Here is a 26,674-nt window from a genome sequence, read left to right on the forward strand (position 1 = left end):
CATCAAATGTCGGTATTGTGCGGTCAAGGAAGTGCAACCCTTCTCGGAGTGATCTCAATAACCACAACTTAGAAGGTGTTGCACTTCCGACTAGAACCCGGGGACGAAGTAGCGAAGCGCCCACAGCGCGTAAGCTGAAGGGCTATGTCCGCTTCCGAGGTCCACTCCGCCAGCACCGCAGCACCGCTGCCTGCTGGCGTAGCGATAACGTTCCCGCCTGAGCTGCCCGTCAGCCAGCGCCGGGATGACATTGCGAAGGCCATCCGCGAAAACCAGGTGGTGATCATTGCGGGGGCCACCGGTAGCGGAAAGACCACCCAGCTGCCCAAGATTCTGCTGGAACTGGGCAAGACATCCATTGGCCACACCCAGCCTCGTAGGATTGCTGCCCGCACTGTTGCGGAGCGCATTGCCGAAGAACTCGGCAGCGAGCTTGGCGACGTCGTCGGATATCAGGTGCGGTTCACCGACCGCGTGGGCAAAAACACCCGCGTGAAGTTGATGACCGACGGCATTCTGCTGAACGAAATTCACCGCGACCGCGACCTCACAAAATACGACGCGATCATCATCGACGAGGCCCACGAACGCAGCCTCACCGTCGACTTTCTGCTCGGCTACCTCAAGCAACTTCGCGCACGTCGCCCCGATCTCAGCATCATCATCACGAGTGCCACGATCGACCCCGAAAGCTTCTCGAAGCACTTCGATGGCGCGCCCATCATTGAGGTGTCTGGTCGCACCTTCCCCGTCGAGATCCGGTACCGTCCGCTCGTCGCCGAAGATGTGTCTTCTGAACAGCTTGAGGCTGAGGATGCCGAAGAAGCAGCCGCGAACCGCGTCGACCGCGACTACCTCGAAGGCATCAACGACGCCCTCGACGAACTGGCTCGCGAGAGCGATGGCGACGTGCTCGTGTTTCTCTCTGGTGAGACCGAGATTCGGGATGCCGAAGAGGCGATCCGCGGACGCATCAACGGTGGCGCCCTGCCCGAAGGCACCGAGGTGCTTCCGCTGTACGGGCGCCTGAGCTCCGCCGAGCAGCACCGAGTGTTCGAGTCTCGCCGCACGCCAGGCACACGTCGCAGAATTGTGCTCGCCACCAACGTCGCCGAAACCAGCCTGACGGTACCCGGCATCCGCTACGTCATCGATGCCGGAACCGCACGCATCAGTCGCTACAGCACGCGCGCCAAAATTCAGCGCCTGCCGATCGAGGCCATCAGCCAAGCCAGCGCGAACCAGCGCTCGGGCCGCTCGGGACGAACGAGTGACGGAATCGCGATCCGCCTCTACTCCGATGAAGACTTCGCTGCGCGCCCCGAGTTCATGGAACCCGAGATTCTGCGCACCAACCTTGCCGCCGTTATCTTGCAGATGATCTCGCTTGGCCTCGGCAACATCGCCGAGTTTCCGTTCTTGCAGCCGCCAGACTCTCGCGGCATCAAAGACGGCCTCGACCTGCTCACCGAACTCGGCGCCGTCGAGAACGCGATGGTCGGCCAGACCAAAGCCGGACACAAATCGGCCGGTGCGAATGCGGCAGGCGTCGCTAACGGTTCGAACGGACCGGGAGCAGTCGGCGGCAACGGCGCCAAAGATGCCACCCCGCGCATCACCCGCATTGGCAAGCAACTCAGCCAACTGCCGATCAACCCTCGCCTTGCGCGCATGGTCATCGAATCCAAACAGCACAGCACCACCCGCGAAGTCATGGCGGTTGTCGCCGGGCTGAGCATTCAAGACCCCCGCGAACGCCCCCTCGACAAACGCCCGCAAGCCGACCAACAGCACGCACGCTTCGTCGATCCCACGAGCGACTTTCTCACCCTGCTCAATCTCTGGAACTATCTCGAAGAGAAGCAGAAAGAACTCTCGGGCAATCAGTTTCGTCGTATGTGTAAAAACGAATATCTCAACTATTTGCGGGTGCGCGAATGGCACGATGTCTACCGCCAGTTGAGCCGAATGGCCAAGCCACTCGGTCTCGTCATCGGCGACGCGCACTCGAACCCTGACGGCATCCACCGCTCACTGCTTGCCGGGTTGCTCAGCCACATCGGCCTCAAGGATGCAGCCAAGCGCGACTACATTGGCGCCCGCCAGACCCGGTTCGTCATCTTCCCCGGCTCGGCTCTCGCCAAGAAACAACCCAACGCCATTATGAGCGCCGAACTCGTCGAAACGAGTCGACTCTTCGCCCGCATGAATGCGTCGATTGATCCGGTGTGGGCCGAGAAGCTTGCCGGCGATCTTGTGAAACGCAGCTACTCCGAACCACACTGGGAGAAAAAGCAGGGCGCGGCAGTCGCATTCGAACGAGTGACGCTCTATGGAGTGACGCTCGCCGCCCGTCGGCGCATCCAGTTCTCCCGTGTTGATCTTCCGGCCGCCCGCGAACTATTCATTCGCCACGCACTCGTCGAGGGAGAAGACGATCTCACCAAGCGCGACAAACGCGTGTGGGGTTTTGACGCCAGCAACCGGGCGCTGCGGCGCGACCTCGAACAGCTCGAAGAACGCAGCCGTCGCCGCGACATCTTGCACGACGACGAAACAATTTTCGAGTTCTACGACAAGCGCGTGCCCGCCACCGTCGCCTCCGTGCGTGACTTTGAGGGCTGGTGGAAGAAAGCCCGCCACGACTCCCCCGACCTGCTCACCCTCACAACCACCGACCTCATTGAGAACGCGGATGATGCCGAAGTTGACGACACCAAGTTTCCCACGACGTGGGTGCGTGGCGACCAAACTCTGAGCCTCAGCTACCGCTTCGAGCCGGGCACCGACGATGACGGTGTGACCGTTGCTGTTCCGCTGCCACTACTCGCCGGGCTGCGCCCCGAAGGTTTCGACTGGCAGGTTCCCGGACTGCGCGACGAACTCGTAACCGCGCTGATTAAGTCGTTGCCGAAACCGATTCGCCGCAACGTTGTTCCGGCCGCCGACTGGGCTCGCCGCCTGCTCGAGGCTGCTCCCGACGATCCGGCGACTGTCGCCTTTGAGGACGGCGCCGGGCTGACCGAATTCTTGGCGAAAGAGATCGCTCGGCTGACGTACGCCACCGTGTCGACATCCGACTTCGACCTCGACCGTGTGCCCGGGCATTTGAAGGTCACGTTCGCGGTGATTGATGAGAGCGGCAAGAAGGTGGGCGCCAACAAGTCGTTGCGTAGCCTGCAAGCGAGCCTGAAACCGGTCGCCCGTGAGAGTGTTGCGCGTGCTGTTGAGGGCGCCGCTCACAGTTCCGCTGAACAGCCGGCCAATACCCTCGAACGTTCCGGAATCACGAGCTGGGATTTCGGTGAGCTCGACCGGACTCGCGACACCAAGCACGGCGGCAACACCATCCGCGCCTACCCTGCGCTCGTGGATGACGGCGACTCGGTCTCCATTCGCCTCATGTCGACCCCGTACGATCAGTACATCACCCACAAAGGCGGTGTGCGTCGCCTGCTGCTGTTAGCGATTCCGTCACCGCTCGGGTACATCAATGAACACCTCACCGGCAACGAAAAACTCGTACTCGCCCAGAGCCCGTATCGCTCAACGAATGCTCTCTTCGATGACTGCCTGCGCGCGTGCATTGACTCCGTGATGGGCGAGCGCGAAGTGTTCTCACAGAGCGAGTTCGAGGCGCTGCGCAAGGAGATCTCGGCAGGGCTGGTCGACTCGCTATTCACGACCGTCTCGCTCGTGGCATCCATTGTTTCTGGCGTCCGCTTGGCCGACAAAGCAATACGTGCCGCAACAAGCATGCATCTTCTTGCACCCCTGGGCGATGCGCGTGAACAGCTCGATTCGCTCGTGTACCCAGGCTTCGTTTCGGCCACCGGGCTCACCCAGTTGCGACGCCTGCCCGTCTACCTCAAAGGCATTGAACACCGCGTGACGAAACTCACCGAGAATCCAGGCAAAGACCGCGGATGGATGTCAGAAGTCGAGCTAGCCACCCGTCGCTATAAGGATGCCGGCGGCACGCTCCCGCTCGAAACCCACCCCGAACCGCAGATCGCTCGCGCCCGGTGGATGCTCGAAGAACTGCGCCTGAGCCTCTTCGCCCAGCACTTGGGAACCGCCGAATCGGTCAGCGTGCAACGCATCGCAAAAGTGCTCGCCTCCTAGCTCACCTGTTTTCTGCGGTACCCAGCCCACACCGGGTATCCTTGAGGCTGCGAGTGGCACGAGAATGTCGCCTCTCTTCTGAAAGAAAGCAGCTACCGCGTGTCCGAAAGCAACACCAACCGCCCAACCACCCACGATGTTTCCGCAGAGATTGCACGCTCGTGGCTTCTGGTTGCGGCGACTCGCCCTGAAGAATTCGATCGTGCCGAACAGTCACGTGCCGACCAGATCATTCTCGACGTCGAAGACGCTGTTGACCCGCGTCTCAAGTCGTCCGCTCGTGACGCCGTTGTCTCATGGTTGAGCAATGGCGGCAGCGGTTGGGTGCGCATCAACGACCGCACTTCTGATTTCTGGTCAGATGACGTGGATGCTCTCGCCGGGCTCCCTGGCCTGCGCGGTGTCATGCTCGCTAAAGCTGAGGCAGCAGCTCACGTCTCCGAAACTTTTGACCGCCTCAAGGGAATCACGCCCGTGATCGCCCTCGTCGAGTCCGCACTCGGCATCGAGGAAGCGGTATCTATTGCTCGGGCCCGCGGAACGTACCGGCTCGCTTTCGGCAGCGGCGATTACCGTCGCGACACGGGCACCAGCTCCGACGACCTCGCGATGGCCTACCCTCGTTCGCGCCTGGTTATTGCCAGCCGCGTCGGAAACCTGCCCGGCCCCATCGACGGTCCAACGGTCGGCACAAGCCACCCCGTTCTGCGCGAGCAGGGCAGCATGGCTGTTTCTCTCGGCATGACCGGAAAACTGTGCCTCGACCTCGAGCAGCTGCCGACCATCAACGAAGTGATCAGCCCCACTCGCTCAGATGTTGCCTGGGCTCGCGAGTTCTTAGAAGACTTCGAAGCTCGTGGCCGCGTCATCCGCGACGGCAGCGACCTGCCCCGCCTGGGCCGCGCCCAGAAGATCGACAAGCTCGCTCGTGCGTTTGGTGTTGAACCGGCCTAGTCTTGACGCATGACAACGGCAGTCATCGTTGATGCGATTCGCACGCCTTCGGGCCGAGGTAAACCAGGCGGAGCACTCTCACAAGAGAACCCGGTCGATTTGCTCGCGACGGTTCTGCGTGGGCTGCTCAGCCGGCACGACCTCGATCCGGCCACCATTGATGATGTGATGGGCGGCTGCGTCACCCAATCTGGTCAGCAGGCCGTGAATGTGACGCGCAACGCTGTGCTCGCGGCAGGATTGCCCGAGTCAGTGCCAGCGACAACGATTGATCGCCAGTGTGGGTCAAGCCAGCAGGCGGCCCACTTCGCAGCCCAGTCGGTGATGGCCGGGGTCAACGATGTCGTAATCGCGTGTGGTGTTGAGCTGATGAGTTCGCACCCCATCGGGCAGGCAACGCTTGGTCAGAGCACGATGAGCCCGTTGCTGCGCGAACGCTACCCCGAAGGTCTCGTCAATCAGGGCATCTCCGCTGAACTGATCGCGGCCCGTTGGTCGCTGAGGCGTGACGATCTGGATGTCTTCGCCGCTGTCTCCCACGCGCGCGCAGCTCTCGCCGACTTCAGCCGAGAGATCCTGCCGATTGGCGACCTGCGCCGAGACGAAACCGTGCGCCCGGGCACCACCGCTGACAAACTCGCCGGCCTCCCTCCCGCCTTCTACGACGAAGAAATCGCCGCACGCTTTCCTGAAATTCAGTGGCGCGTAACAGCAGGCAACTCGTCTCCGCTCACCGACGGCGCCTCTGCCGTGCTCATCATGAGCGAGGAGCGCGCTGCCGCTCTTGGCCTGAAACCTCGCGCGCGTTTTCACTCTTTCGCTGTGGTCGGTTCTGATCCCATCGAGATGCTGACCGGAATCATCCCGGCGACGCACCGCGTGTTGGAACGCAGCGGCATCCGGCTCGACCAGCTCGACAGCATTGAGGTCAATGAAGCGTTCGCCTCTGTCCCTCTGGCGTGGATGCGCGAGTTTCCCGTTAACCCCACAATCGTGAATCCGCGCGGTGGGGCAATCGCGCTCGGCCACGCCCTCGGCTCCTCGGGCACACGCCTACTCACCACCCTCGTCAATCAGCTCGATGCCACCGGCGGCCGCTACGGACTTCAAGTCATGTGCGAAGGCGGCGGCATGGCAAACGCAACACTCATCGAAAGGCTTGCATGAAGATTCAGGATGCCGCAGCACTGATCACCGGCGGCGCCAGCGGTCTCGGCTTGGCCACCGCTCGCGCTCTCGCCGCGCAGGGTGCGTTAGTCACCATCGCTGACCTTCCCGGCTCCCGTGGAGTCGACATCGCCGCCGAACATGGCTTCCGGTTCGCGCCCACCGATGTTCGCTCCGAGGCTGACGTTCAGGCTGCCGTCGCCCTCGCCAGCTCGGTTGGCCCACTGCGTATCGTTGTGAACTGTGCCGGTGTTGCTACCCCGGGCAAGACCCTCGGCCGCAAGCGCGTGCTGCCGCTCGAAACCTTTGAGACCGTAATCGGGATCAACCTCACGGGCACGTTCAATGTGATCCGTTTGGCTGCGGCAGCGATGGTGGAAACCGAACCCATCGATAGCGAGCGCGGCGTGATCGTGAATACGGCATCCGTGGCTGCGTTCGATGGTCAGATCGGTCAGCCAGCGTATGCGGCATCGAAGGCCGGCGTAGCGGGGATGACCCTGCCGTTGGCGCGCGAGTTCGCTGCAGCGCAGGTGCGCGTGATGACGATCGCTCCTGGCATCTTCGAGACGCCGATGATGGCAGGCCTGCCGCCGGAAGCGCAGGATTCCCTTGGCGCTCAGGTGCCGCATCCGTCACGCCTGGGTCGCCCCGACGAGTATGCCGCCCTCGTGCAGCACATCGTCGAGAACCCGATGCTCAACGGTGAGGTTATCCGCCTCGATGGTGCGATCCGGATGCAGCCGCGCTAGCGAGTACACCCGGATCGACCGACGGCTACAGAACCGCCCGAAGTTAAAGAACCTTCGAGAGAAACGCTTTCGTGCGCTCGTGCTGCGGGTTGCCGAGTACTTTGTCGGGGTCACCAGATTCAACGACAACGCCGCCATCCATAAACACGAGTTGATCAGCGACTTCGCGAGCGAAGCCCATCTCGTGGGTGACAACAATCATGGTCATGCCTGATTCGGCGAGACCCTTCATGACATCGAGCACTTCGCCGACCAGTTCAGGGTCGAGTGCAGAGGTCGGCTCATCAAACAGCATGAGCTTCGGCTCCATCGCGAGAGCGCGAGCGATTGCTACTCGCTGCTGCTGGCCGCCGGAGAGGTGCGCCGGGTAGGCGTCTTCCTTTTCCGCGAGTCCGACCTGAGCGAGCAGTTCCCTGCCCTTAACGACTGCGTCATCCTTCTTCAATTTGTTGACCCGGATGGGCGCCTCAATGATGTTCTCGAGGGCCGTCATGTGCGGAAAGAGGTTGAAGCGCTGGAACACCATGCCGATATCGCGGCGCTGGCGAGCAGCCTCACGCGGCTTGAGCTCATAGAGCTTGTCTCCACGCTCCTCATAGCCAACCAACACGCCGTCGACGCTGAGGCGGCCGGCATCCACACGCTCCAGATGATTGATGCACCGCAGGAATGTTGACTTGCCCGACCCGCTGGGGCCCACCAGACACATCACTTCGCCCTGGGGCACCGACAGCGAAATGCTTTTCAGCACCTCGTTGGAGCCGAAACTCTTCGACACACGGTCGGCATGCACCATAGGCATGTCGCTTACAGCTGCGTTCGTCATCGGTGCTCCTTTCCTGACGGATCGGTACTGGAGTCGGTTCCGGCAGCAGAGTCAGTTCGGGCAGCAGAGTCGGAGGTCGCACCCGGCGTCTGAATGACACCGGTCTTCAGCGTGATTACTCCGGTCTCAGTGCCCGCCTTTTCGGGGCGTGCCTGGCCAACTCCGCGAGAGAAACGCTTCTCCAAGAAGTACTGGCCGACCATCAGAATCGAGGTGAACAGTAAGTACCAGGCGGAGGCTACGAGTAGCAGCGGGATTGGATCAAAGATCACTACCGAGATATCGCGTGAGCGTCCGTAGAGTTCCAGACTGAACGGAATAGCCGTAACCAGGGACGTGGTCTTCAGCATCGAAATAACTTCGTTGCCCGTTGGCGGAATGATGATGCGCATTGCCTGCGGGATAACGACGCGCGTCATCGTCTGCAGCCACGACATGCCGAGGGCAGTTGCCGCCTCGTCTTGTCCCTTATCCACCGAGAGGATTCCGGCACGCACGATCTCGGCCATGTAGGCGGACTCATTCAGAGCCAGACCGATCACGGCAAGCCAGAAGACGCTGATGAGGTCGTTGGTCTCTACCGAAAGCCACGGCTCAGTGAACGGGGTGCCGATCTCGATCGTCGAATAAATCGTGGCGAAGAGGCCCCAGAACACAAGCTGCACGTACACGGGCGTTCCGCGGAAGACCCAGAGGTACAACCACGCAATCCCCTTGACGACAGGGTTATCAGAGAGACGCATAACCGCGAGGGTCACGCCAAGAACGATCGCGATGATCATCGAGTACACCGTCAGCAGAATGGTGTAGCCGGCTGCCTGCGAAATGCGCCTATCGAAGATGTACTTGCCGAAGTTATCCCAGCCGTACGCCTCGCGCTGCGAAGCGTCCACAACAAAGAGAACAAGCACGGCTAGGAGGACGACCGCAACCACATTGCGCCACGGATGGCGAAGACGAATCGCTTTGATCGCCTCTGCTTGGTCAGCGCCGTTCGACGACACGCTTACGGGTGTCGCCGAACGGCCAGAGTCTGACACAGCCATCTACCTAGCTGGTTGTTGCCGCGTTGATGGTGATCGACGCGACAGCACCGCTGAAGACGCCCCAGTCTTCGAGGATCGACTTGTAGGTGCCGTCGTCCACCATCGACTGCAGCGCAGCCTGGAGTGCGGCGGCGAGATCTGAATCCTTCTGCACGACAATGCCGTACGGTGCGGTGTCGAAAGACTCGCCCGCGAGCTCAATCTTGTCGGCTACCTGGCTCACCGCGTACTGCGTGATGGGTGAGTCGGCGCTCATGGCGTCGGCACGGCCCAAGGCGAGAGCGTTGGTTGCTTCGTCTTGCGTGTCGAACTTGAGGATGTCGATGGGTTCCTTGCCAGCATCCGTGCATTCCTGCGACTTAGCGGGCAATTCATCGGTCTCTTCGTACGTTGCGGTCTGCACAGCAACCGTCATGCCACACGCGTTAGCGGGGTCGACGTCGGCACCGATTACCTGAGCCCACTGGATTCCGGCCTCGTAGTAATTGACGAAGTCAACGATCTTCTCGCGCTCTTCGTTGTCGGTGAAGGAGGAAAGCCCGATGTCGTAGCTGCCACCCGTGACGCTGGGGATGATCTTGTCGAAGCTAGACGGCTGGTACTGCGTCTCGAGACCAAGCTTGGCTGCCATGGCGTTGCCGAGGTCAACTTCCCACCCGATGGGGTTTCCGGCGTCGTCTTTGTATTCGTTTGGCGCGTAGGTCGGGTCAATGCCGATAACAAGCACGCCGGCCTCTTTGATGTCGTCTGGCAGCAGAGCAATGGCTGCGGCGTCAGTGCCGACATCAAGGTTGCCCCCGCCGTTGTTTGTGCTTGGGGTGCTGTTGTCAACACAGCCCGACAGCATTAGGGCCGTAGCAACGACCAGTACTGGCAGCGCGAAATTGATTCTCATGGTCCAACCTTTTCTTTATCCCGATGAAAGCTGTTGTCGGTGACGAGGTGTGAATCCCAGACGGGCGCACCTCGTTGAAACGCCGACGTTGCGAGCCTACCCTCGGCTGCGCGCAAGTTTCCGCCCACTTGCGCGGCGTGGTTGCGGTGCCGTGGAAAATTCGCCCAATATGTGTCAAGAACGCGATCTGGCGGGAACCCGAGCAAGATGCGGCGGCATTGTGGCAGTCGCGTTTTTAGTATTCGCCCTTGGCCGTAGCTTCGAGTTCAGCAAAGTTAATGGTGCGCAGTTCGCGCAGCCGCCGCTTGCGTTGCGCTTCGTACAAGGGGTCTTCCAGAGGCAGATAGGCGACGCGGAGTTTGGCGATGATGGCAGTGCCGATTTCGCTCCAAGCGAGCTCGCGAGCCTCATCGATGATTCCTGAAATCAGTACGCCATCCATGGATGCTTGGCGCAGTCCTTCTGCGAGGCCCTCTTGCACGGCGCGATTGCGGGCAGTGTGCGATACCCGAAGTAGACGTTCCGCCTGCTCGGCCAGTTGGTCAAACTCGACGTGCACGAGGCCCGCAAGGGCACCGTCGTCATAGTCGAGGTGATCGCGGGCGGCATCCACGATTATTCGGTTCTTGACCGCCATGCGCACAGCATTGCGGGCGATAAGCACGCCTTCTTCTACGACGCGTTCAATTGGCGCCTCTTCTACAGGCTCGGGCGCCCTAAATTTGCCCAGATTAAGGCGCGGGCGCCGCCGAAAAAGTCTCACAGTGCAATTGTTTCGGATCGAGTAGATGAAGGGTATCCTCCATCTGGTTCAGCTTAGATTGCCTACCTGAACAAACTACAAAGTCTTCTCGTAGCAAACGCTGAAAGGGATCGCGGCGTAGGCACCGAAAACATAGATGCGTTCATAGCCGAGACTCTCATAGAGCGCCATCGCCGGCGTTTGCAGGTTGCCCGTCTGCAGGATCAGAGAGTGCGCTTTCGATTCGCGAGCAACGTTCTCTAGCTCGATCATCAGACGACGCGCTGCACCTTTGCCACGGTGACGGGAATCGATGAATACCTTTTTCACCTCAAGCGATTGTTCGAAGGGGCGAAGAGCCGCATGCCCAATCACTCTGTCGCCATCGAGCACTAACAGCGTGTGGCTGATGGCGTCAGCGGAGACCGTCAATGCAGCATTAACTGCGGTGCGCCCGACATCATCAAGAGCGGCTTGACGGCCGGCATACATTGCGCCCGTCTCTTCATCCATCGCCGCTCGCTGTTCGACCGCCCGCGGGTCGAACCAGTCGACCCGCGCAACGGTCAGGCTCACTCGACTTTGGCTTTGGTCGTTGCCGACGCGTTGGCCTCATACGAGGTGTTGGTCGACTCAAAGAAGTTCACGAGCTCGAGAGTGTCGTTGGCGGTTGCCATCCACTTGGCCGGGTTTGTGACCTTGTAGTGGGCCTCAAATCCGAGTTCCTCAAGACGACGATCAGCCAGGTACTTGACGTACTGGTTGATGTAGTTGGCATTGAGGCCGAGGATGCCACCGGGGAGAAGGTCGTGGTTGTAGGCCTCTTCCATTTCCACAGCATCCAAGATCATCTGGCGAATTTCGTCAGCGAACTCTTCGGTCTGAATCTCGGGGTTCTCTTCGAGCACCGTGAGGATCAGGTTGATGCCGAACTTGAGGTGCAGGCTCTCGTCGCGAACAACCCAGTCCATGAGCGAACCGAAGTTGCGCAGCAGGTTGCGCTGACGGAACGACAGGGCAACCATGAAGCCCGAGTAGAACCAGATGCCTTCGAGCACCACGTTGTAGGCAACGAGGTTGCGAATGAAGTCTTGCTTGCCTTCGATGCTGTTGATGTCGAGAGTCTGCTCCGTCATGCGACGGATGTACTTCATCTCAAACTCTTCTTTGCGAGCCATCGATGGTATTTCCACGTGAGAGTTATACGCAGCCTCGCGGTCGATCGGGAACGTCTCGAGCACGTACTCGAAGCTCATGCAGTGGTTTGCTTCTTCCCACATCTGCTTCGCGAGATAGAGCGAGCACTCAGCAGCCGAAACGTAAGGGTACACACCGAATGCGAGTGCCTTGTTGACGAGCAACTCGTTGGGGTTGAAGTAGCTCATGAGGAAGGTCACGGCGTGACGCTCTTCATCAGTCATCTTCTTGAAATCGGCGATGTCTTCGCCCAGCTGGATCTCGTTAGGGAACCACGTGTTGGCCACGGCCTGGTCGTACAGGTCCATCGCCCACTGGTACTTGATCGGCTTCAGCAAAAGGCCGTCTTGCAGGCCTGTTCCTAGAATTCCCATTACTGGCAGCTATCGCACTGGAGGTCGTCCATGGGATCGACGGGTACGAAGTAATCCTCGATGGTGTTCTCGCGGTTCATTATGAGTCTGCTTTCTTTGCGAATCCGCCGAAGCCTCGGCGTGCGGGTGCTGAGCCCGCAGTTGATGATGTTGCCGAGGCAGATGCTGCCTTGGACGATGAAATTTCTTCTGACTTGTTGACCTTCACCGTGGACTGTTCTGCCTGGTGGCGCGGCTTCATGTGCAGGTAGTACGTGGTCTTCACTCCGCGCGACCAGGCATCGAAATAGATGTCCATCATGTCGCCGAGGTCACGCGTCTCGAGGTACATGTTGCGGCTGATGGCCTGGTCGATCCATTTCTGGGCACGAGCGGCAACCTCGATGAAGGCGTACGGCGACAGCTGGAAGCTGGTCTTGAAGACGGCCTTGATGTCGTCGGGGATACCGTCAACATTTTGGATGTCACCCTGGCTGCGCAGAATCGCTTCGCGGTTCTTCTCCCAGAGGCCATGCTCCTGAAGGGTCTCAACGAGGTTGCGGTTCACTTCAAGGAACTTGCCGTTCGAGGTGGAGCGGCTGAAGATTTGCGAGAACTGCGGATCGAGACCAGGAGTGGTGCCAGCAACGAGACCAATGGATGCGGTCGGTGCGATCGCCATGAGGGTTGCGTTGCGCATTCCGCCCTTGACCTTCTCGCGCATGGCACCCCAATCGAGGCGCGTCTTGCGGTTGACCTTGATCTCCATGCCACGGTCTTCTTCGGTGAGCGCGATGGAGTCGAGAGGCACGAGGCCCTCCGACCAACGGCTGCCTTCGAAGTTCGAGTACGAGCCACGCTCTTTGGCAAGCTCGGTGCTGGCATCGATGGCGGCGTAGGAGACGTGCTCCATGATTTCGTCGATGAGGTCGTAGGCCTCTTCGCTCTCGTAGCTGTAGCCGAGCTTCTCGATGATGTCAGTGAAGCCCATCACGCCGAGGCCAACAGCACGGTTCTGCTCGTTGGAGAAGTCGGCCTCTTTCACGCTGGAGCGTGTGATGTCGATGAGGTTGTCGAGCTGGCGTACGGCCAGTCGTGCGCTCTCTTCGATCTTCGCAAAGTCGACTCCGCCTTCGGGCAGGAGGTGACGCGAAAGGTTGATCGACGCAAGGTTGCAGACGGAGACGTTGTCTTCGTCTTGCGGAAGCGTGATCTCGGTGCAGAGGTTGGAGAGGTGGATCGTGCCCGTGTTGTTGTTGAGCGCACGGTTGTTGATCGTGTCTTTGAAGGTCAGCCACGGGTGGCTGGTGGTCTGCAATGAGATGAGGATCGACTTGAACTGCTCGCGAGCACCGATCTTCTTGAACATGTGCATTTCGCCGGCATCCGCCATCGCGACATATTCGTTGTAGCGCTTCGAGAATGCCTTGCCGTAGAGCTCGTTGAGGTCGGTGACCTCGAGCGGGTCAAAGAGGTACCACGCGTCGTCGTTCTGTACGCGCTTCATGAACTCATCGCTGATCCACACTGCAGTGTTGGCGGTGCGGGTGCGGCGGTAGGGGTCACCAGAGTTCTGACGTAGGTCAAGGAACTCGGGGAAGTCCATGTGCCAGTTCTCCATGTAGAAGCAGAGGGCACCGAACTTCTTACCACCACGGCTTACCGCACGCAGGATCGAGTCGATCGTGTGCATGAACGGGATAGGCCCAGTTGAGGTGGTGTTGTTGGAGCGAATGGGCGAACCCTGCGCACGCAGCTTGGTGACCGAGAGGCCGATTCCGCCGGTGCCCTTGGTGAGCCACATGACATCGCGCGTCGTCTTAGCGATGTGCTCCATGTCGTCTTGCATTTCCATGACGAAGCAGTTGGCGAGCTGCGGGTAGATGGTGCCCGCGTTCACGAGGGTGGAGCCGGCAGCCAGATATTCGAGGCTGGACATTTTTTCGTAGAACTTGAGCGCAGCCTCGTTGGGGTTCGCTTCATTGAGCGAGAGGCCCATGGCGATGCGCATCCAGAAGTACTGAGGAACCTCAAGGGCATCGCCGTTGCGACCCTTGATGCCGTAGCGGTTGTTGAGCGTGACGACACCGATGTACTTGAGCAGTTCATCGTGAGCTGGCTCAAGGTGCTCGGCTAGAGCCTCCAAGTCGAACATGCTCGTGAGGCGCGGGTCGAGTAGACCTTCTTCAACACCACGGATGACGTTGGGACCGAAGTGCTCTTTGTGCAGTCGCTTGAGGTCGGCAGCATCGGTGTAGTCACCGAGCACGCGCTTGTAAATCGTCTTGAGGAGAAGACGCGCAGCAACAGTGTCGAATGCGGGATCGTCTTTAACGTTTTGGAGAGCAACCTGGATGACGGCTTCGTCGAGCTGCTGGGTCGTGATGCCGTCGAACAGCGTCAGTTCGAGCTCGGATGCGATCTGCGTAACCCACGTGATGTTCTCGTCGAGACCAGTCGCTGCATCTTCAATTGCGAGGTTGATCTTGTTGGCGTCATACGGCTCTCGCGTACCGTTGCGCTTAACGACTGTGATTGCCACAAAAACTCCCTCAAAATCCCCGAAAATTGTTCAATCCGCGACCCCCGGCCAAGCGGTTCCACCACTATATATCGTGGGTGACTCTCGTCGCCAACCCTAGATGTAGTGGGCGTGTCATCCACAGGTGTGGATAACTTCGCGGACTTTTCCACAGCCTATGGATAACCTCTGACACCCGAAAAAGCCCGGAAATCAGCCCCTCTTTTGCCACTCGTTGACGGCGAAGCTTGAGTTCTTGTGAATCCTTACAGCGACCTGTTCATAACTCTGGGTGCCGCCAGAGCTATCGCTGCACAACTAACCGCACGACTGCCCGGCGGCATGCTCTCGTTGGCGAGGCTGGCCCGCAGGCTGGCATCATGCGTGCATTCTGGGCCGTGGCTTCGCTCACTGGCGGCCTCGCGACGCTAGTTCAGCGCATCGAGAAGGCGTTGGACGATCATGCGACCGATCGGGATGGACGAGGTCGCGGCTGGCGACGGAGCGTTGCCGACGTGGATCTGCCTGGCCGTGCTCTCCAACTGGAAGTCCTCGATGAACGTGCCGTCGCGGCGCACCGCCTGCGCGCGGATGCCCGCCGAGCGCGTGCCGAGATCATTCAGGGTCAGCGTTGGTGCGTACTTTCGACATTCCTGCAAGTAACCAGACTTGAGAAGCGAGTTCTTCATCTCGATGACAGCGGGATGCACGTTATTCGCCACCATTCGCCAGAAGCCGCCGTACGTCGCGAAATCGAGCACGTCAGACGGCCGTACCGAGCCGCGCGGGTACCCCTCGCGCGCCCAGCCGAGCACCGCGTTCGGGCCGACGGTGACCCGGCTGTCGATCGTCGGGCTGATGTGCACGCCGAGGAACGGCATCGAAGGATCCGGCACCGGGTAGATGAGGTGCCTCACGAAATCGTGACGCTCCGTGGGCAGCTCGAAGTACTCGCCGCGGAACGGGACGATTCGGAAGTCGATGGGGATTCCGGCGATCCTGGCGATGCGGTCGGCCTGAAGTCCGGCGCAGGCCACCAGGCGCCTCGCGGCCCACTCGCCGCCGTCGGCCGTGCGTACGCGCACCGCGCCGCCGTCGATCCCCTGCTCCTCGACGATCGAGGTCACCTCCGCGTTGAAGCGCAGCGTGACCCCCGCGGCCTCGAGCTCATCGCGCATGGCCGAGGTGATACGACGGTAGTCGACGATGCCCGTCGTAGGTGAGAGCAGAGCATCCACCCCCTGCACGTTCGGTTCGAGCTCGGCGAGGCCGCCAGCGCCGATCCGTTTGACGACGATCCTGTTCTCGATCGAGCGGCGCTGAAGATCGTCGAGCCGTGCCTTCGAGGTCTGGTCGGTGGCGACGATGATCTTGCCAACTAGCGAGTACGGGATGCCGTAGCGCTCGCAGAACTCAACAGTCTCGATCCGGCCCTGGCGGCAGAGCTCGGCCTTCAGCGATCCCGACGCGTAATAGATACCAGCGTGGATGACGCCAGAGTTATGTCCACTCTGCCCGGTCGCGACATCCGCGGCCTTCTCGAGCACGGTGATGTGCGCATCCGGGACCCTCTCCAAAATGGCCCGAGCAGTGGCCAGACCAACGAGGCCGGCGCCGATCACCAGGTAGTCGTCCATTCCGCACTGTCCCTTCCGCAATGTCACCTGATCGAGCGACTTCTCTGTCACAGGGAGTGCGAATACGCTAGCATTCATGCAATCCTCAACCCCGCCGCGGATGGGCACTCACGCCGCATCAGCCGGTGAGAGCTGAGACTCTCCACTCCCGATCGGCATCTCGTGTCCACCCAACCCGCCCCGCGCATCGCTATCACCGCACAGGTGGATGACGGGGCGCGCCTCGAACCCGGCGTAATCGTTTGGGAACTCGCGCAGGTGCGAGAAAACGCCGTTATCGGCGAAGGCTCGAGCCTCGGCCGGGGAGCGTATGTGGGGCCGGGCGTAACCCTGGGTCGCAATTGCAAGATCCAGAACTACGCACTTGTCTACGAGCCCGCGATTCTCGAAGATGGCGTCTTTGTGGGGCCCGCCGTCGTGTTTACCAACGACCTTTACCCCCGCGCAATCAACCCAGACGGCTCACGAAAGTCAGGCGACGACTGGCACTCGGTGGGCGTGACCGTGCGCACCGGAGCCGCCATAGGAGCGCGCTCGGTCTGCATCGCGCCCGTCGAAATCGGCGAGTGGGCACTCGTCGCCGCTGGCGCCACCGTTACCCGAGATGTGCCCGCGTATGCGCTGGTCGCAGGAAGCCCCGCTCATCAGATCGGCTGGGTCGGCCGCGCGGGCGCTCGCCTGGTCCCCGACGGGCCTGACTTCCGCTGCCCGCTCACCGGGGAGTTGTATCGCGAAGTCGATGGTGCACTTTCGATGGTCGAATTCGGCCCATGAAACGGGTCAGGTGGCAGCGACTCCCGTACATCCTCACCGGTGTACTGGTGTTGCTCGCTGTCGCGGCGATCGGAATATTCCTCGCCCTCGACAACACGGCGCAGACCACAGCACCCACCCCAACCCCGACTGGGCTCGGCGGCTCGGTGATTCCGCAGCCAACAGCCACACCGACCGCCCCTCAACTGGGTATCGAGACCACACCGCTCATTACTGGGCCACTTCCAGAGTCGGCGACCGCCGTCGGCGAGCTGGTGGCCGGGTTCCCAACATCCATCATCTCGCTGCCAACCGGGGCCGAGGTGGTCAGCAGTGCGATCGCCACCGAGGGCGACCGCATGCAGGCGACGGTCGTCGCGACCTCTACCGCCTCCCAGGACGAGGTGCACCGTTATTTCGAGCGCGTCCTCACTCCCCTCGGACTCCGAGGCGCCGAGACGCCGGCGGCACCCGGCACCACGGCTACGACCTGGTCGAGCGGCACCGACAGCATCGTCGTAGCCACGACAGCGGATGAGGACGTGACGCGATTCAGCGTCTTCGCGCTATTCACGGCCGGAAAGAGCTGACGCCGTGTACATCTCCCTGCGCAATAAGCCCCAAGACCCCGAGGGCACTCCGAAGGGAACGAAGGCAGCAAACGGCGTCTCGTCGGTCGTTATATCGCTGGGCGTTGTTAGCATGCTCACTGACATCTCGACGGAATCGGTGTCTGCGATTCTTCCGCTCTATGTCACCGGTGTGCTCGGGCTGTCAACGGTGGCGTATGGCGTACTCGACGGGCTGTACCAAGGTGTCAGTGCGATCGTGCGAATCGGCGCGGGATGGGCATCCGATGTCGGGGACCAGCCAAAATGGGTGGCCTTCTTCGGGTACGGGCTGTCGGCCATCGCGCGCATCGTGCTGCTGTTCGCGACCAACTTCGGAGCGTTGGCCGCTGTACTGACCGCCGACCGGCTAGGTAAGGGAATCCGAACTGCACCTCGCGACTCTCTCATCACTGCGGCCTCGAAGCCCAACAATCTCGCCGCCTCGTTCGGTGTGCATCGCGCCCTCGACAACACCGGAGCCGCGATCGGACCACTGCTCGCGTTCGTCATACTGTTGTTGATCCCGAACGGTTTCAGCACAGTGTTCGTGATGTCGCTCGCGTTTGCTCTCGTCGGAGTCGCCGTGCTCGGAATCATCGTGCCGAACCAAGGTTCGAGCGCCCGCGCCGCCGAGCCGGCCGCAACCCCCGCGATTCCGCGCGCGAGCCGTCGCCGTTTCCGCTGGCGCGAGTTGAACAACCCGGGGCTCAAGCGCCTGCTTCTCGTGGCGGGCCTGCTCGGGGTGCTGACGATCGGCGACGGTTTCATCTACCTGGTGCTCCAGGACCGCAGCTCGTTTGCGGCGCAGTACTTCCCTCTGCTGTATGTCGGGACCAATGTGGCGTTCCTGATCTTCGCTGTGCCGGTCGGCAAACTCGCCGACCGTTTCGGTCGCGCGCGCACCTTCGTACTCGGCCACGTGTTCCTGCTTGCCGCCTATGTCTCAGCCTCCCTCCCCATCACCGGCGCCGCCATCACAATCCTCTGCCTCGTGCTGCTTGGCGGGTTCTATGCGGCGACCGACGGCATTCTTTCTGTGTTGGCCACCCAATTCACCACCTCCGATACCCGAGCCACGTCGATCGCGGCCGCACAAACGGTTGTGGCGCTCTCGCGTTTCATCTCGGCTGCTGGGTTCGGCATCCTATGGTTCGCTATCGGACGCGAGTGGTCCATGATTCTGGTGTCGATCGCCATCGCGATCGCTATCCCGATCGTCGCGGTCATCCTTCGCGGCGCGAGACCATATCGGGCTGACGTATGACGTCCCGGCAGCGCATCATCCTGCTGAGCGTGATCTCGGCGGCCGCACTGATCGTCGTGATCGCGTTCGGCACACTCGCCTACCTGCGGTCGCAGACGGCGCTGAGTACACCGAGCTCAGTCTCGGTGATCCCCGTGACGAGATTCACGGGAGACCGCGTCGAGTTCCGCAACACGGCGTCCGGGGCGGACTACGGCAAGGTAGCCAGCGTGCCTCTCGACGATGCGGGCGGCGCCCGCTCCGTCTCCACACAACTCTGCGATCGGGTCTATTCCACCCCGAAGCTCACGATGTGCCTCACGACGGATGCCGGCATAGTGACCACCTGGACCGCCCTGCAGTCCGGGGAGACGGGCGCGCAGGAGCAAAGCTGGTCGCTACCAGGGGCGCCAAGTCGCACCCGGATCTCCGCGAACTCGAATCTCGTCGCCGAGACGTCATTCGTGACGGGCGTCTCCTACGCGGGAGTGGGCTTCTCCACCGAGACGATAATCGCCACCGCCGCCGGCAAGAGTTTTGGCAACATCGAGCGGTTCACCCTGTTGGTGGATGGCGAGCAGGTGACGGCCGCCGATCGCAACATCTGGGGCGTGACTTTCACCGATGACGACCGCTACTTCTACGCGACCGCGGCGAGCAGCGGCTCGACCTGGCTCGTGTACGGGGATCTCCTCGATAAGACTTTGACGTCGGTGTACGAGAACGCCGAGTGCCCGTCGCTGTCACCGGACGGCAACCGGGTGGCTTTCAAGAAGAACGCCGGGACGCTCAACTCACCGGACTGGCGCATCGCCGTGCTCGATCTGACGAGCATGGTCGAGACCGTACTGTCGGAGGAACGCAGCGTCGATGACCAGGTCGAGTGGCTCGACGATGCGACCCTGCTCTACGGGCTCCCCCGCGCCGATGTCGTGGGCGACAGCGACGTGTGGAGCATGCCTGCCGACGGCTCGGGCTCGCCAACGCTGTTCATCCCTCACGCCTGGTCGCCCTCGGTGGTGCGCCCATGAACACGATGCCCAGAGTTGCGATTTGTGTCGTGACCTACAACAGCGCACTGCTCATCGCAGACCTCGTGAGCTCGCTCGGGCGCGGGACTGAAGGCGTTACGTTGTCTCTCGTCTTCGCCGACAATGCCTCAAGCGACGACACCGTGTCCGAGATTGAACGCCATGCTCCCCACGCGACAGTGGTGCACAATGGTGGAAATCTCGGATACGCAGCCGGTGTCAATGCGGCAGTGCGTGCAGCGGGACAACAGGACGCATACCTCATCCTCAATGCGGACGTCAGGCTCGACCCGGGATGCGTGCTGGCCCTCTACGAGACGCTCACTCCCGACATCGGCATCGTCGTTCCGCGGTTGACGGATGCCCACGGGATTCTGATCTCGTCGCAACGCCGCGCACCCACCGTGCTGCGCGCCTGGGGAGACGCGATCTTAGGCGCGGAGCGCGCCGGCCGGTTCCCACAGCTCGGGGAGATCGTCACCGACCCGAAGGCCTATCAGAGCGAGCACACCACCGATTGGGCCGAGGGATCGACGCAGCTGATCAGCGCCGATTGCTGGAGAATGTGTGGTGAGTGGGACGAGTCATACTTTCTCTACTCCGAGGAGACAGAGTATGACCTCAGGGTGCGAGACTTCGGTTTGGTGACCTGGTACCAACCCCGTGCCACAGCTCAGCACCTTGAAGGTGGATCGGCCGGGAACCCGCGGCAGTGGTCCCTGCTGATTGCCAATCGGATCAAGCTTTTCGGAGCAGACCATGGAAGGGCTTCGACCCTCGCATTTTGGTGCGCGACGATGGTTCGAGAAGGAACCCGCTCGTTGCTCGGCAGGCGCACGAGCCGGGCAGCGTTTCGCGACCTCATCAGCCCGGCGAGGCTCCGCGAACCGCGCGGCCCGCAATGGCTCGCCGATGTGAAAGTGTGACGCAGCCCTCGCAACTTACGTCAGCGGTCTTCGCGGGGCAGCGGGCACTGCGTCAGCGGAACTGATCGATCTGATAGCCCCGCAGAGTCCGACGATCAGGAAGAACATTCCGCCCGACTGCGGGAATGACAGCCCATCGAAGAAGGCAAACAGGACGGCGATATTGACCACCGATGCGGCAAGCGCGTACCCGAGCAGCCTGGTTCCGGGATCGGTAGATCGCCTCCGGGCGCCGAAGCCACTCCAGATCGCGGTCAGGAAGATGCCGCCGAAGGCGATGATGCCCAGCGCCCCCAATTCGATCGCGATCAAAACCCACTGGTTATCGAAAATGTAGTATCGCGGCAGGAAGGTGCCGAAGCCAACCCCCACCACGGGCGATGCGGCGATGAATCCCGGAACCCGAGCGAGGCCACCCGTTCGAGACTGGGTGCTGGGATCGTTTGATGCTCCCGCGAACAGATTCAACGTCGTGGCAAGTAGGCCCGGAATCGCAATGATGGCGCCTGCGGCTAGGACAACTCCGCCGATGATCACGACGGCGCGATACCGGCGGGGAAGCTCGGGGAGCATTGTCAGCGCAGCGACCGCGAACCCGATGATCGCCGATCGAGACACCGCGATCAACGCGGACAGTGAGATCAACGCGACCGGGATCCACCAGCCAAGCTTGCCCTTCGTAAGCCGCCAGTGGAACCCGTGGGAAACCGCTGCGGCGATGACGAGGGGGAGGGCCGCATTGAGGGTGGTTGCATATTCGAGAGGGTGGATCGCCGTTCCGGGAACACGGGCCACTCCGCCGCGCTCGGCGACGTCGACGAAGGGCATGGTGATGCCAGGAATCTGTCCGAAGAACTCGAGAAGGGAACTCTTCGTGATGAATTGTGCGATGCCCAGCACTGCCAGCAAGCCGGCAGCAATTCCGATGCGTCGCACAATTCGCTCAAGATCGCTCGAGGTCCGGATTCCATCGATCGCGATCAGGAGCACCCCGGCCCACGACATCAATCGGACTAGGGCGGTAAACGCTGGACTGACCTGGTCGGCAGGCTGGCCTCGAAAAATGGCCACCGCGAAGCTGATGAGGGCGACGACAATAAACGCAACGTACGCGAACCGGATGAGGTCGCGAGAGGCGCGCACGTCGGCGACGCGCGACTGGAGTTTTGCCACGACCCACCACACGAGCATCACGATGCCCCAGAGCATCGCCGGTCTTCCCAGGGATCCGAGCGCACTGATGGCCGCGCTTGACGGGATCGCGATCAACAACACCAGGTACACGGTGAGCATCGTGACCGCACGCCCACCGGCCCACCCCAGCGTTTGCTGTTCCTGAAGCACCGGTAGCGCCCTCGGTGCTGGGTGATCCCTCTTCACGGTCACCGCAATCGACGAAGATGTCGCGATCGTCGCGATCGTCGCGAGAGTGACTGTGTCGCCGCTCTCCGATCTCGGCGTGTTCCAGCTGACGATGGCAGGCTGTCAGTCTTCTTCCCTCCAGCTTTGCCGTCGCGGCGTTTTCGCGTGCTCAGGCCCTCTACGAGTCCAGCCGTTAGGAGGGTAATCAGCAGCATGCCCAGAGTGGCGCCGCCCGTCCCTAGCAATCTCGTTTTCTGAACCAGGGTGCTCTGATTGTCGACCGTGATCGATTCGATGCCAATCCGGTTCCGCGCGGTAATCCCATTCACATTCTGCAATTCGCCGAGCACCTGTGTCGTCCTGACCATGGTCTCAACAAGGATTTTGCCCGCTTCCGCATTACTTTTCGCGGTAACGGTAGTGAGAATCTGTGGACCGGAGGTCAACGGGTCTCGCGTGATGACGATCTCGGCACCCGGATAGTCCCGCACGAGGGCGTCAAGCTCGCGCTCAGACGACATCGCGGTGACGACAACGTCGGCCGCTTGCGAAAGCCCGCCAAGGTAGAGATACGGATTCCCCGACTCGGGAATGCTCGCCAACCCGGGCAGCAGAAGCTGAGTTCCCTCCCGCTCATAGTCAGGCTCGATGTATTGCCACGCCGCAATAGCCACCGCTATCGTCAGAATCAGTCCAGGGACGACGATGTACCACCGTCGCCAAAGACCCCTCAGCGTGTCCGCAAGATTCACTGTTTCGACCCTTCATCCGCGTCGCGATGCAGCCCTCGCCGCCTCGATCCCACCTTCCGCCTGAGAATGGCGCTATCCACAACAACAGCCGCTCCGCCGCCGACGATGAGAGCCGCGAGAAGCAGCGCACCATACGCGGCGATCACGGCAGAGCGCGACGGAACGACATGAAAAATCTGCTTCGTCAACGCCACGGGAGACACTTTGATGCGGGAATTGGCGGCGGTAACGGCAGATTGTCGCTCGGCTGAAACCTGCACAATCCTCGACAGCACGTCGCTCTGCTGTTGTGCTACCCACTCCTCGGTGGGGCCAACTATTTGCAGTACGAGCTCAGCGCGCAGATAACTCGTCGACCATTGGTTGCCGCCGTTCGGCAGAGATACGAGCACACCTTCCCGGAGTCCCGCGCCATATAGCGGCGCATCATCCGTGGAGTACCGCACCGGCGCACTGCCGTCGTTCACTCCCCGGGCGATGACACCGGCAAACGCGATCACGCTCAGATCGTCGATGCCGCTGTTGGGCGAAAGACTCGACTTGTCGGGAAGGAGAAAGGACACAACTGTCCTGGAGGTATAGAGGCCTGCGCCATTCTGAAGGAGATAGCCTCCAGCGACCGCGAGGATCAGCGCGACTCCCACAACGTACCACCGGCGCAGCATGGCCGATCCTACGTCGCGTATGGTCATCGAGTCACCCCCACCCAGCTAGAGTATCGGGTTAGCGTCTACTCAGGCGGGGTGGGAGCGAATGATTCCGCTTTACTCAGAGCGGAGGGTTAGTTTCCTTGGCCGGCGCAAGCGATGGTCTTGCCGGTGCTGACCGGCTGGCCGGCCGAATCCAGCGTGACGACCTGCGCCTGGAACGCGGAGACAACTGAACAGTTGACGTCGACCGGGCCATAGACCCAGCTGCCCTCAATGACATTCAGATTCTTGACCGGCCCTGGCATTCCACTCCGGAACGGGTAGCCGCTCGATCCACCAACGAGCAACCCGTCGATATCCACCGCTGTGTTGCCCTGGTTCTTCGGGTAGAAGAACGGCGCGGTGCCGTAGCAGTCGTCGACAACATCCATGATGAGGGTGGTGTTTCGCACGGTGAGTTTGTCGCCACCGTAACCCTGGATGCCGTCTCCGTGCCAACCATCGGTGCACACGTCAGGCGACTTCACCCGGATGAAGGAATCAGCCACAGTCACTGGTCCACAACCGATGTCAGATCCGCCAACACGTAAGCCCTCGGGCACGCCGTCGATAACAATGTTGCGCGCCGTGTATCCACCGAACTGGATGACCGGGCTGTCATTGTCCCTGGTCGTGCCATTAGCCGTGAACTCTGAGTCTTCGATGAGCACATTCGGGAAGCAGGTCGGACCGGCACCATTGACCAGACTCGACCCGACGAACTGGACCCGGCGAACTGTCACGTTCGCAGCCTCGATGACAATCGTGCCGTTCGTAATGCGGAGATCCTCCACGACGGCGCCCGCCTTGCGAACGTAGTAGTTACCACTGACCTGCTTGGTGGGCTCCCAGCCGCTCGGGAGTCCAGCACTGGTGCGTGTCGGGAAGCCTGACGTCGAGGCCGTTGGCGGGGCCGTTGGCGGTACCGGTGGCACGGTCGGTGTCGGAGTTGCCGTCGGCTCGGGCTTCTCGGGCACAACTACCTTTTCCGCGCCATTTTTAACGAAAGTGACGTCGGCCCAGTATTGGCTCGAGCGCCATTGTGAACGGGGGTGAGATCCCGCAGACGAGTATGTGTAAAAGCCTGAGTTGCGCTTGGAGACCGCAAGGACCGACGAACTGGACTTGCCCGAGAAGTTCTCTGTTGCCGCGTAGCGGCCGCCGGCAGGAACTCGGTACGAGACGACATAGGAGCTACCCGATTTCACTGTCAATGGCTTCGACAGGGTTGCAGTCTGCCATCCTGCTGCGCTTTCGTTCTTGAAGGTCACTTTCGCGAGTCGGGTGCCATCTGCCGCCCAGATCGAACCGGTGTGCACGCCGGTTTGGCCGGTCACCTTGTAGAACCGGATCGCTGTTACCCGGCCGTTGGTTGTGGGAGTGAATTTGGTGCCGAGCTCGACGGCCTTCTTATCTGTATCAAGGGAGGCGCCAGTCGGCTTGGAATTGCCCCAGATGCTCGTGGACGATGTGGCTGTCGCGCGGTCAGTAGGGTCAGTAGGGTGGGCGACCGCTCCAGCGCTCAGCGAAACCGCCCCAGCGATGAAGATTGCCGCCGTGACGAAGAGCGCGATAATACTGCGTGGTCTAGTAAAGATCATGAGGCCCGATATTCGCACACATTGCCCTTGCATTCAAGGCTCTCAGATGATACACAGGTCGCCGGCTCATACGAGACACGGCATTACCCGGGAAGATGATTCGGCCTCATGGCAACCGTCAAATATCCGTCACTTTTTACCCCTAGCCCAAGTTGACCTCGGCCGCGGCTCCAAAGCGCCGTAGACTCGGCTCAGGAGGGCTGCACCGCAGTCCTACTCTCGCGGATGCGTGCACCGGTTCATTCGTTCGCGAAGTCCAGAGCATCGTGTAGGAGTACGAGGCAATGAGCGCATCAACCAAATTGCGGGCGCCGGTTTCGATCGTGTGCGTTTTCAACGACCCTGATGTGCTCGAGAGCTGTTTGACACGCTCCGTGGTGACTGGACTGAGCGACGCACCTCAGACTGAATTCCTGCCGGTGGACAACCGCAATGGCGAGTTCTCCTCAGCGGGAGCTGCGCTCAATCATGGGGCGCGCCTAGCCCACAACTCCGTCGTGGTCTTCGTGCACCAGGACGTCATCCTGCACTCTCTAACCGAGTTGGAGCGCGCGGCACACATCCTTCTCAGTGATACCGGGATCGGCGTACTCGGCGCCGTCGGAATCGATAGCCAGCGTCGCATAGTCGGGCGCATGCGCGACCGCGTGGTTCAGATCGGTGAGTCGGCGCCCGTCCCGCGCGATGTCGAAAGCCTCGATGAGGTGCTGTTCATGATTCGGAAGGAACTCGTGCTGAACAGCCCCCTCACTGAAGACCCGCTCCTGGCCTGGCACGCCTATGGAGTTGAGTACGCGGCTCGCGTGCGCCGCGCAGGAATGCGCGCGACCGCGATGGATCTTGCGATCACCCACAACAGCCTGACCACCAATCTTGCTCACCTCGATCTCGCTCATCGCAAGGTGGGCGACGACTACCCGGAATTGCTCCCCATACGCACCACGTGCGGCACGGTACACAAGAGCGACGGCCCTGGCGGACTGAGCCGAGCTATGCGGCGCACGCGGGGTGCTGCAATCTGGTGGAGTGAGTCGTTGGAGGCTCGTGCCATCGAGCGGCAATCGCATGCGCCGGTCGTGCTCGCCGATATCCGGCTCGTCATCGACGAAGCAGTGCGACATGGCGAGAAGCGCGGGTTGCGAGTGTTGGACGTCGCTTCCACCCCCGAGACCTCGGCGAGCGGCCTAGCGCGATTCGACCGGGAATTCGAGGTGAATGCGGTCACCGTCGCCGACGCACAGAAGCTGATCGACGAGCGATCCCCCGATCAGGCCATTCTCGTGTCAGGCCTGCTTCGCATGCACCTCCCGGCTCTACACATTCCTCGAGACACTTCGCGCACCGTCGGCTTCTGGCGTGCCACAGGAATATGGGTGTTGGTGGGCATCGAAGCCGAAGCTCTCGCTCCGCTGTGGTCAACTGTTCGGAGTCGGCCATTCGCTGGAATTCTTCCAGAGCGCCGGTTAAGTGCGAGCGCTGAGTGAAGTGAGA

Annotated in this window: 22 protein-coding genes; 10 read left to right on the forward strand and 12 right to left on the reverse strand. The window is 61.2% G+C overall.

Annotated features, from left to right (window positions below; genetic code table 11):
* Window positions 1-144: 144 nt before the first annotated feature.
* The 4 genes from hrpA (at window position 145) to ABD112_RS11065 (ending at window position 6,998) form a co-directional block, all read left to right on the forward strand.
* A complete protein-coding gene (gene hrpA / locus ABD112_RS11050; protein WP_343925854.1) occupies window positions 145-4,125 on the forward strand; it encodes an ATP-dependent RNA helicase HrpA in 3,981 nt (1,326 codons plus the stop codon).
* A gap of 99 nt (window positions 4,126-4,224) precedes the next feature.
* On the forward strand, window positions 4,225-5,079 hold the full coding sequence (locus tag ABD112_RS11055) for an HpcH/HpaI aldolase/citrate lyase family protein (protein ID WP_343925856.1): 855 nt from the start codon (window positions 4,225-4,227) through the stop codon (window positions 5,077-5,079).
* Window positions 5,080-5,088: 9 nt separating this feature from the next.
* Window positions 5,089-6,246 carry a thiolase family protein gene (locus ABD112_RS11060; protein WP_343925858.1) on the forward strand — a complete coding sequence of 386 codons (1,158 nt, stop codon included), beginning with the start codon at window positions 5,089-5,091 and terminating at the stop codon, window positions 6,244-6,246.
* Window positions 6,243-6,998, forward strand: coding sequence for a 3-hydroxyacyl-CoA dehydrogenase (locus tag ABD112_RS11065; protein ID WP_343925859.1), 756 nt, complete (start codon window positions 6,243-6,245; stop codon window positions 6,996-6,998). The genes ABD112_RS11060 and ABD112_RS11065 overlap by 4 nt, the downstream gene beginning before the upstream one ends.
* A gap of 43 nt (window positions 6,999-7,041) precedes the next feature.
* Here the strand turns inward: ABD112_RS11065 and ABD112_RS11070 are convergent, their stop codons facing one another.
* The 8 genes from ABD112_RS11070 to lhgO all read right to left on the reverse strand — a co-directional run bounded on the left by ABD112_RS11070 (window position 7,042) and on the right by lhgO (window position 16,215).
* Window positions 7,042-7,824, reverse strand: a complete 783-nt coding sequence (locus tag ABD112_RS11070) for an amino acid ABC transporter ATP-binding protein (RefSeq protein ID WP_343925861.1) — start codon at window positions 7,822-7,824, stop codon at window positions 7,042-7,044.
* Entirely contained in the window at window positions 7,821-8,870 is a 1,050-nt protein-coding gene (locus tag ABD112_RS11075; protein ID WP_343925863.1) for an amino acid ABC transporter permease, read from the reverse strand. Before ABD112_RS11075 ends, ABD112_RS11070 begins: the two co-directional genes overlap by 4 nt.
* A 4-nt stretch (window positions 8,871-8,874) precedes the next feature.
* Window positions 8,875-9,765, reverse strand: coding sequence for an ABC transporter substrate-binding protein (locus ABD112_RS11080; protein WP_343925864.1), 891 nt, complete (start codon window positions 9,763-9,765; stop codon window positions 8,875-8,877).
* 235 nt (window positions 9,766-10,000) lie between these two features.
* The gene (locus ABD112_RS11085) at window positions 10,001-10,528 is read right to left on the reverse strand and encodes a hypothetical protein (protein WP_343925865.1); all 528 of its coding nucleotides are present in this window, start codon (window positions 10,526-10,528) and stop codon (window positions 10,001-10,003) included.
* 75 nt (window positions 10,529-10,603) lie between these two features.
* Entirely contained in the window at window positions 10,604-11,083 is a 480-nt protein-coding gene (locus tag ABD112_RS11090; protein ID WP_343925866.1) for a GNAT family N-acetyltransferase, read from the reverse strand.
* Window positions 11,080-12,078 (reverse strand): ribonucleotide-diphosphate reductase subunit beta, encoded by a 999-nt coding sequence (locus ABD112_RS11095; RefSeq protein WP_343925867.1) that lies wholly within the window; start codon window positions 12,076-12,078, stop codon window positions 11,080-11,082. Before ABD112_RS11095 ends, ABD112_RS11090 begins: the two co-directional genes overlap by 4 nt.
* Before the next feature lie 79 nt (window positions 12,079-12,157).
* Window positions 12,158-14,599 carry a ribonucleoside-diphosphate reductase subunit alpha gene (locus ABD112_RS11100; protein ID WP_343925868.1) on the reverse strand — a complete coding sequence of 814 codons (2,442 nt, stop codon included), beginning with the start codon at window positions 14,597-14,599 and terminating at the stop codon, window positions 12,158-12,160.
* 407 nt (window positions 14,600-15,006) lie between these two features.
* A complete protein-coding gene (lhgO, locus tag ABD112_RS11105; RefSeq protein ID WP_343925869.1) occupies window positions 15,007-16,215 on the reverse strand; it encodes an L-2-hydroxyglutarate oxidase in 1,209 nt (402 codons plus the stop codon).
* 162 nt (window positions 16,216-16,377) lie between these two features.
* On the opposite strand from lhgO, the gene ABD112_RS11110 reads away from it, so the two are divergent.
* Genes ABD112_RS11110 through ABD112_RS11130 form a run of 5 tightly spaced genes read left to right on the forward strand, consistent with a single transcriptional unit; the run spans window position 16,378 to window position 20,779 of the window.
* On the forward strand, window positions 16,378-16,989 hold the full coding sequence (locus ABD112_RS11110) for an acyltransferase (protein WP_343925870.1): 612 nt from the start codon (window positions 16,378-16,380) through the stop codon (window positions 16,987-16,989).
* Window positions 16,986-17,558 (forward strand): hypothetical protein, encoded by a 573-nt coding sequence (locus ABD112_RS11115; protein WP_343925871.1) that lies wholly within the window; start codon window positions 16,986-16,988, stop codon window positions 17,556-17,558. The genes ABD112_RS11110 and ABD112_RS11115 overlap by 4 nt, the downstream gene beginning before the upstream one ends.
* 4 nt (window positions 17,559-17,562) lie before the next feature.
* Window positions 17,563-18,843 (forward strand): MFS transporter, encoded by a 1,281-nt coding sequence (locus ABD112_RS11120; RefSeq protein WP_343925872.1) that lies wholly within the window; start codon window positions 17,563-17,565, stop codon window positions 18,841-18,843.
* Window positions 18,840-19,853 carry a TolB-like translocation protein gene (locus ABD112_RS11125; RefSeq protein ID WP_343925873.1) on the forward strand — a complete coding sequence of 338 codons (1,014 nt, stop codon included), beginning with the start codon at window positions 18,840-18,842 and terminating at the stop codon, window positions 19,851-19,853. Before ABD112_RS11120 ends, ABD112_RS11125 begins: the two co-directional genes overlap by 4 nt.
* Window positions 19,854-19,858: 5 nt before the next feature.
* Window positions 19,859-20,779: a glycosyltransferase family 2 protein gene (locus ABD112_RS11130; RefSeq protein WP_425563833.1), complete on the forward strand. Its 921-nt coding sequence runs from the start codon at window positions 19,859-19,861 to the stop codon at window positions 20,777-20,779.
* Between the two features lie 15 nt (window positions 20,780-20,794).
* Here the strand turns inward: ABD112_RS11130 and ABD112_RS11135 are convergent, their stop codons facing one another.
* From ABD112_RS11135 to ABD112_RS11150, 4 genes are all read right to left on the reverse strand, one after another.
* Window positions 20,795-22,123 (reverse strand): O-antigen ligase family protein, encoded by a 1,329-nt coding sequence (locus ABD112_RS11135; protein ID WP_343925875.1) that lies wholly within the window; start codon window positions 22,121-22,123, stop codon window positions 20,795-20,797.
* Window positions 22,124-22,161: 38 nt separating this feature from the next.
* A complete protein-coding gene (locus tag ABD112_RS11140; RefSeq protein WP_343925876.1) occupies window positions 22,162-22,893 on the reverse strand; it encodes a hypothetical protein in 732 nt (243 codons plus the stop codon).
* Window positions 22,890-23,585, reverse strand: coding sequence for a hypothetical protein (locus ABD112_RS11145; RefSeq protein WP_343925878.1), 696 nt, complete (start codon window positions 23,583-23,585; stop codon window positions 22,890-22,892). The genes ABD112_RS11140 and ABD112_RS11145 overlap by 4 nt, the downstream gene beginning before the upstream one ends.
* Before the next feature lie 89 nt (window positions 23,586-23,674).
* Window positions 23,675-25,201: a DUF4082 domain-containing protein gene (locus ABD112_RS11150; protein ID WP_343925879.1), complete on the reverse strand. Its 1,527-nt coding sequence runs from the start codon at window positions 25,199-25,201 to the stop codon at window positions 23,675-23,677.
* A 266-nt stretch (window positions 25,202-25,467) separates the two neighbouring features.
* Between ABD112_RS11150 and ABD112_RS11155 the strand changes: the two genes are divergently transcribed.
* On the forward strand, window positions 25,468-26,667 hold the full coding sequence (locus ABD112_RS11155) for a glycosyltransferase (protein WP_343925880.1): 1,200 nt from the start codon (window positions 25,468-25,470) through the stop codon (window positions 26,665-26,667).
* The last annotated feature ends 7 nt before the right edge of the window (window positions 26,668-26,674 follow it).

The organism is Rhodoglobus aureus (genome assembly GCF_039527955.1).
Classification (GTDB): domain Bacteria; phylum Actinomycetota; class Actinomycetes; order Actinomycetales; family Microbacteriaceae; genus Rhodoglobus; species Rhodoglobus aureus.

Excerpts from the sequence above, each read along its gene's own strand:
- ABD112_RS11065 (WP_343925859.1), top strand. The coding sequence starts at position 6,243 with ATGAAGATTCAGGATGCCGCAGCACTGATCACCGGCGGCGCCAGCGGT.
- ABD112_RS11060 (WP_343925858.1), top strand. The coding sequence starts at position 5,089 with ATGACAACGGCAGTCATCGTTGATGCGATTCGCACGCCTTCGGGCCGA.
- ABD112_RS11115 (WP_343925871.1), top strand. The coding sequence starts at position 16,986 with ATGAAACGGGTCAGGTGGCAGCGACTCCCGTACATCCTCACCGGTGTA.
- ABD112_RS11070 (WP_343925861.1), bottom strand. The coding sequence starts at position 7,824 with ATGACGAACGCAGCTGTAAGCGACATGCCTATGGTGCATGCCGACCGT.
- ABD112_RS11130 (WP_425563833.1), top strand. The coding sequence starts at position 19,859 with ATGCCCAGAGTTGCGATTTGTGTCGTGACCTACAACAGCGCACTGCTC.
- ABD112_RS11080 (WP_343925864.1), bottom strand. The coding sequence starts at position 9,765 with ATGAGAATCAATTTCGCGCTGCCAGTACTGGTCGTTGCTACGGCCCTA.
- ABD112_RS11075 (WP_343925863.1), bottom strand. The coding sequence starts at position 8,870 with ATGGCTGTGTCAGACTCTGGCCGTTCGGCGACACCCGTAAGCGTGTCG.
- ABD112_RS11125 (WP_343925873.1), top strand. The coding sequence starts at position 18,840 with ATGACGTCCCGGCAGCGCATCATCCTGCTGAGCGTGATCTCGGCGGCC.
- ABD112_RS11095 (WP_343925867.1), bottom strand. The coding sequence starts at position 12,078 with ATGGGAATTCTAGGAACAGGCCTGCAAGACGGCCTTTTGCTGAAGCCG.
- ABD112_RS11145 (WP_343925878.1), bottom strand. The coding sequence starts at position 23,585 with ATGACCATACGCGACGTAGGATCGGCCATGCTGCGCCGGTGGTACGTT.
- ABD112_RS11155 (WP_343925880.1), top strand. The coding sequence starts at position 25,468 with ATGAGCGCATCAACCAAATTGCGGGCGCCGGTTTCGATCGTGTGCGTT.
- lhgO (WP_343925869.1), bottom strand. The coding sequence starts at position 16,215 with ATGGACGACTACCTGGTGATCGGCGCCGGCCTCGTTGGTCTGGCCACT.
- hrpA (WP_343925854.1), top strand. The coding sequence starts at position 145 with ATGTCCGCTTCCGAGGTCCACTCCGCCAGCACCGCAGCACCGCTGCCT.